The sequence below is a fragment of the Flavobacterium saccharophilum genome, from assembly GCF_900142735.1.
Taxonomy (GTDB): Bacteria; Bacteroidota; Bacteroidia; order Flavobacteriales; family Flavobacteriaceae; genus Flavobacterium; species Flavobacterium saccharophilum.
Genome location: NZ_FRBY01000006.1, coordinates 442,724 through 449,392, shown reverse-complemented (window position 1 = coordinate 449,392; position 6,669 = coordinate 442,724). Strand labels below are relative to the sequence as shown.

Annotated in this window: 3 protein-coding genes; all 3 read left to right on the top strand. The window is 33.8% G+C overall.

The genetic code is table 11. The features are described 5' to 3' along the window. Positions 1–3,582: Ig-like domain-containing protein (locus BUA98_RS20480; RefSeq protein ID WP_072975517.1), on the top strand; the 3,582-nt coding region annotated here is incomplete at its 5' end. A gap of 52 nt (positions 3,583–3,634) precedes the next feature. Then, positions 3,635–4,543: a PorP/SprF family type IX secretion system membrane protein gene (locus BUA98_RS20475; RefSeq protein ID WP_072975516.1), complete on the top strand. Its 909-nt coding sequence runs from the start codon at positions 3,635–3,637 to the stop codon at positions 4,541–4,543. Between the two features lie 12 nt (positions 4,544–4,555). Continuing rightward, the gene (locus BUA98_RS20470; RefSeq protein WP_072975514.1) at positions 4,556–6,556 is read left to right on the top strand and encodes an OmpA family protein; all 2,001 of its coding nucleotides are present in this window, start codon (positions 4,556–4,558) and stop codon (positions 6,554–6,556) included. Positions 6,557–6,669: the final 113 nt, after the last annotated feature.

The following is a 6,669-nucleotide window of genomic DNA, read 5'->3' as shown; positions in this document are numbered from 1 at the left end:
ATTGACAATTACGATGCGACTTACACTTATACGATAACTCCATCAACGGGAGTAACACAAACTAGTGGATCTGTTACAGCCCCTGCTGGAAGTTACACCATAAAAGCAACACTGGGATCTTGCAGTTCATCTGATTCAGTTGCTGCTGTTGTAAATGCTCAGCCTTCAACACCTGCTGTTCCAACACTAAGTGCTGTGACCCAGCCGACTTGTGTAACATTTACAGGTGTCATTACGGTAACAGTTCAAAATTTATCAGATATTTATAGTTTCGATAATGGACAAAATTTCCAGACTAGTAATTCTAAATCAGGTTTAATCGCAGGTAGTTACTATGTAATTATTCAAAATGCAGCAGGATGCAATTCAATTGCTGAACAAGTAATTATAAATGCAAAACCAAATTGCTCCCCAGTAACCGTTGATGATACTATAACAGCTATTGAAGATACCTTATTTACTTCAACAGTAAACCTTACGGCTAATGATACCGATGTTGATCAGGATGCTCTGACTGTAGTTGCAGGAACATTTACCACGACACAGGGAGGAACATTTATACTGGCAGCTGATGGTTCTTATACCTATATGCCAGCTGCAAACTTCAATGGTGTCGATACCGTAAACTATATGGTAACTGATGGTAATCTAAGTGACATAGGCACTCTTACTATAACAGTAACAGCAGTAAATGATGCTCCTGTAGCGGTCGACGATATCAATGTAACAGATGAAGACGTAACCTTAACAGTTGCAGTAAATTCACCAAATAATTTATTAGCTAATGATACAGATGTTGACGGAGATACATTGAAAATAAGTCAATTTGCTATTGGATCAACAATTTATACAATAGGTAGTACAGCTAATTTAATCGAAGGAAGCCTTACAATAAATGCGAATGGTAGTTACGTTTTTGTACCGAAACCAGATTATAATGGATCAGTACCGCAAGTGACATATTCTATTACAGATGGAACCAGTTCTGCTACAGCAAATTTATTTATTACAGTAAATCCGGCTAATGAATTGCTTATAATAAAGGATGATACTGCAAATTCAATTGTGGGATCAAATCAAGCAACGACTATATTAAATGTTCTAGGAAATGATACCAAAGGAGGATTGCCAATAGTGATATCAGAAGTGACTATCACAGAAATGGCTGTTGACCCAACAGGGTTTATTAAACTGAATTCAGATGGTACAATTGTTTTAAAAGCCAACACTCCGGCTGGAACTTATAATTTGACTTATCAGGTTTGTGAATTAAATACAACAAATTGCGCAACCGCAACGGTAACAATTTCAGTTATTGTACCAGTTATTGATGCTTTAAAAGAAACAACAGTGCCAATAAATGGAACGATCGGTGGAACAACAATTTCCTTAGTATCAAATGATACTTTAAATGGTGACCTAGTTGTCATCGGAACAAATCCAGGACAAGTAATTCTTAGCCCAGTGTCAGTTCCGAATGGACTTACATTAAATGCAGATGGTAGCATAAAGATAGATGCAGCAACTCAAGCAGGGACATACAATGTAGAATATAAAATCTGCGAAGTAAACAACCCTACAAACTGTGATAGTGTAATTTCGGAAGTTGTAGTAACAGGTGGCATTTTACAGGCTAATGCTGATATAATAGGATCGGTAGTTGGTATCAATCAACCGACAACACTTATAAATGTTTTTGCAAATGATACTAATAATACCTTGCCAGTTGTAGCTTCAGATATGACCCTTTCTGTAATAACACAAGACCCAACAGGATTTATTACATTAAATTCAGATGGAACAGCAGTATTAGGATCTAACGCACCAGCTGGAACTTATGAATTGATATACCAGATTTGTGAAAAGTTGAACCCTGCAAATTGTAGTTCAGCCTCTATTAAAGTAACGGTTACAGCACCAACAATGACAGTAACAGCTAATAGTTATTGTTCTAATGATGTTCCTTACGTGTCATATACCGTAGTGGCTGATAATTTTACTCCAAATAGTTTAGTGACAATAAATTGGATTGATAGTGCAAACAATGTAGTGGCAACTCAAACTAATTTACCATTGACAGGAAATGTTTTATGGCCAGGTGCAATTGTTGACAATAACGGAATTGGAATTGATTGGCCAGGATGGTTACTGACAAATGGTCAATGGATTGAAGGTGCAGATGGATTTGAAAACACCAGAACCGGGGTAACAATGCAGTTTTCATTAAACCCTACAGTTAATGTAGTTGTAAATTATCCACCTGCAACAGCACAATGTAATGCAAGGCCAACATTTGCAATAAAAGCAAATAATGATATTGCGGGACCAATTGATAGTGATAAAGGACAAGGTGCAACTGTAAATATATTTGATAACGATACATTAAATGGTTCTCTTGCGAATCCTGCCAATGTTGTTTTAAGTACCGTGATTTCAAATCCTAATTTGGATTTGAAAGCTGATGGTTCAATTGAAATAAAACCTGGAACTCCTACTGGAAATTATCAATTAACGTATCAAATTTGTGATGCTTTAAATTTATCTAATTGTAGTCAGGCAATTGTAATTGTTTCCGTAGTAAATGTAACAGACCCTGCACCTCCAACACCAGTAAAACAAATTGTCGCTACAAATGATACAGCAACAAGTGTTGATGGTATAAATGGAGAACTTGAATTTATAAATGTCCTGGATAACGATTTGTTAAATGGTGTCAAAATTAATCCGGCTGATATTGTAATTTCCAACATTCCGCAAAGTCCTTATTTTGAATTTAATTCAGATGGAAGTGTAAATGTAAAACCAAACACTCCAGGAGGAAATTATATCCTAATTTATAGAATTTGTGAAAAAGCCGATTTGTCCAACTGTATTACTGCAGCATTAAATGTTTTTGTTGAAGTTCCGTCAATTGCAATTATTAAAACAGCAGTATTCAATGATGAGAATGGAAATGGAGTGGAAAATGCAGGTGAAACCATCTCTTATAAATTTAAAGTAACAAATACAGGTAACGTTCCTTTAGTTGGAATTACCATTACAGATGCTTTGCCGGGTATTTTGCTTTCTGGACAGGCAATTAATTTAGCTGTAAATGAATTTGATGAAACTAATTTTTCAGCTCAATATAAAATTACGCAGGATGATATTATCCGCGGAAGCGTAAGTAATCAGGCAACCGTTAAGGGGCAAAGTGGAAGAGGAGTTGTTGTCGAGGATAAGTCAGATGATTCAAGTAATTTAGAAGATAAGCCTACAGTTTTACCTTTAAATGGCTGTCTAATCAAAATTAATAATGCTTTTTCTCCAAATGGAGATTCAAAAAACAGCAGATTCTATATTCAGGGATTAGAATGTTATCCTGATAATACGGTTGAAATCTATAACCGTTGGGGTGTCTTAGTATTTGATATTGATCATTATAATAATGAAGACAGAGCTTTTATTGGAGTCTCAGCAGGACGTGCAACGATAAAAGAAACGGATGGACTTCCTGTCGGAACCTATTTTTATATTCTGAAATATAAAGACAGCGATTCAAAACCACATGAATTATCGGGTTACTTATATATTAATAAATAAAAAATGATAAACGGTTTAGTTTTCTAACTAACCCGTTTTTAAAGCTTATTAAATGAAAAGATTAATTTTATTAGTGTTTGTGTTTTTTTCAGTTCTATGTTCAGCGCAACAGGATGCTCAGTTTACACAATACATGTATAACACTATTTCGGTTAATCCTGCGTATGCAGGATCACGTGGAGCATTAAGTGTTTTTGGTTTATATCGTACGCAATGGATAGGACTTGACGGAGCACCTGAAACGAGTACTTTCTCAATAAATACCCCTTTAAATAATAGTAAATTAGGATTGGGTGTTTCGTTAGTAAATGATAAAATAGGGCCAACAAATGAAAATACACTTTCAGCAGATTTGTCTTATAGTGTACCTACTTCTGAAACATTCAAACTTTCTTTTGGAATAAAAGCCACAGCAAATCTTTTTAATCTTGATGTAACTAAATTAAGCTTCGAAGATCAGGACGATCCTCAGTTTCAAGGTTTGGATAATAAATTTACACCCAATATTGGAGCGGGTGTTTATTGGCATTCTGATAAAGCTTATTTAGGATTTTCTATTCCTAATTTTATAGAAACAAATCGTTATGAAGATAATGATACGGCTATTTTCAAAGAAAAAATCAACTATTACTTCATGGCAGGTTATGTTTTTGATCTTAATTACGATATTAAATTCAAACCCGCGTTGCTCACTAAAATGGTTCAGGGTGCTCCTTTGCAAGTAGACGCTTCGGGTAATTTTATGTTCTATGACAAATTTGTACTTGGCCTTGCTTATCGTTGGAGTGCATCAGTAAGTGCAATGGCCGGTTTTCAGGTTTCAGATGGTTTATATATAGGTTATGGATATGACCATGAAACTACCAATCTAAGGAAATACAATTCAGGATCACACGAAATTTTCCTTCGTTTCGAGTTTTTTAATAATTATAGTAAAATGACATCCCCAAGATTCTTTTAATTAATACCTACAATGAGAATTAAAAATTTAAGTTATACGATTTTCTTTTTGTGTTTTTTTTTCACAATAAATGGGCAGACAACTAAGACAACAAATGCTGATAAAAAGTACGAGGAGTATGCTTACGCAGATGCTATAAAAAGTTATGAAGAATTGATCGATAAAGGTACGACTGATGAAAAAATATTAAGAAGATTAGGTAATTCATACTATTTTATAGGTGAATTAAGAGATGCCTTAAAATGGTACGACCAATTGTTCAGAATAAATGAAGCACAGGAATCAGAATATTTATACCGATATGCTCAATGTTTTAAATCTGTTGGAAATTATCGTAAGGCAGATGAAATTTTAGCAAAATTTAATGAAAAATCAGCATCAGACAGAAGAGCCGATTTAATAAGAGCTGAGAAAAATTACTTAGAAGATATAAAATCGAATTCAGGCCGATACGAAATCGCCGATGCAGGAATGAATTCTTCCTATTCTGATTACGGGAGTACTATTTATGACAACAAAATTATATTTACTTCTGCCAGAGATACCGGAGGTGTTGCTAAAAATAGTTTCAAATGGACGAATAAAGCATTCTCCAGATTATATGTGGCCGAATTAATGCCTGATGGAAATGTAAGCGAACCAAAAATTTTCATTAAAAAGAAAAATGTAAAATACAATGAATCAACTCCTATTTTTACAAAAGATGGCAGAACGATGTATTTTACCCGAAATAATTTTGTAGATGGTAAAAGAGGAAAAAATAAAGAACAGGTAACATTATTAAAATTATTCAGCGCTAATTTAATAAATGGGAATTGGGAAAATGTAAAAGAACTTCCTTTTAATAGCGATCAATACAGTACAGCACATCCTGCTTTAAGTGTTGATGAGAAAACGTTATATTTTGCTTCAGATATGCCCGGAAGTGTAGGGCAGTCAGATTTATATAAAGTAAGCATTAATGAAAATGGAACTTACGGAACCCCGGAAAATTTAGGTCCTTCAATTAATACCGAAGCAAGAGAAACATTTCCTTTTATTTCTGAAGAGAATGAGATCTATTTTGCTTCTGACGGGCGACCAGGTTTAGGCGGACTTGATATATTTGTTTCGAAAATAAAGGATGACGGAACTTTTGATGAAGTTCAGAACATTGGAGAACCTATAAACGGCAAGCATGATGATTTTGCTTTTATAATTAATAGTAAAAACAGAAATGGCTTTTTCTCTTCAAATAGAATTAGCGGACATGGTTTGGATGATGTTTATCGATTTACAGAAACCAGAAAACTTGTATGTGAACAAGATTTAACTGGATTTGTAGCTGATGCAGAATCAAATAAATTACTATCTAATGTTTCTCTTACTTTAATTGATGAAAATTTTAATACCATTTCGACCATTGTCTCAGATGAAAAAGGGAATTATATTTTTCCAAAAATAAAATGTGGTAAAAAATATGCTATAAGAGCTTCTAAAATTGACTATGGAATAAAAGAAATTCCCGTTGCAATAAAAAAGTTAAACGGAACAACAACCCTGGAAATTCTAATGGATAAAATGTTTAAGCCAATGACGGCAAAAACTATTGACGTAAAGAAAGTTTCCGTTAGTCCAGTCAAGATTGGAGCTATAAAAGTGGGGACAGATTTAGCAAAATTACTTCACATTCCTATGAACTTTTTTGATTTAGGAAAAGCGACTATTAAAAAAACGTCAGAACCTCAATTGCAAAAAATAGTAGATATGTTAAACCAATATCCTGCTATAAAACTTGATATTCGTTCACATACAGACAGCAGACAATCAGATGAAAATAATATGATTTTGTCTGAGAAAAGGGCGCAGTCTACGAAAAATTGGTTAATTCAGAAAGGAATAGATGAAAATAGATTAACGGCAAAAGGATACGGGGAAACTAAGTTAGTGAACCGCTGTGCTGATGGAGTAAAATGTACCGAAAAACAACATGAACAAAACAGACGAAGTGAATTTATAATTACGAATTTATAAATTATCTGTTTAATGAATAAATAAAAACCTTTCTATACTTTAGAAAGGTTTTATTGTTTGGTGTAAAATATTGAAAATCAATTACGTTGTGTTTTTTGCAAAAAAACTTTAGA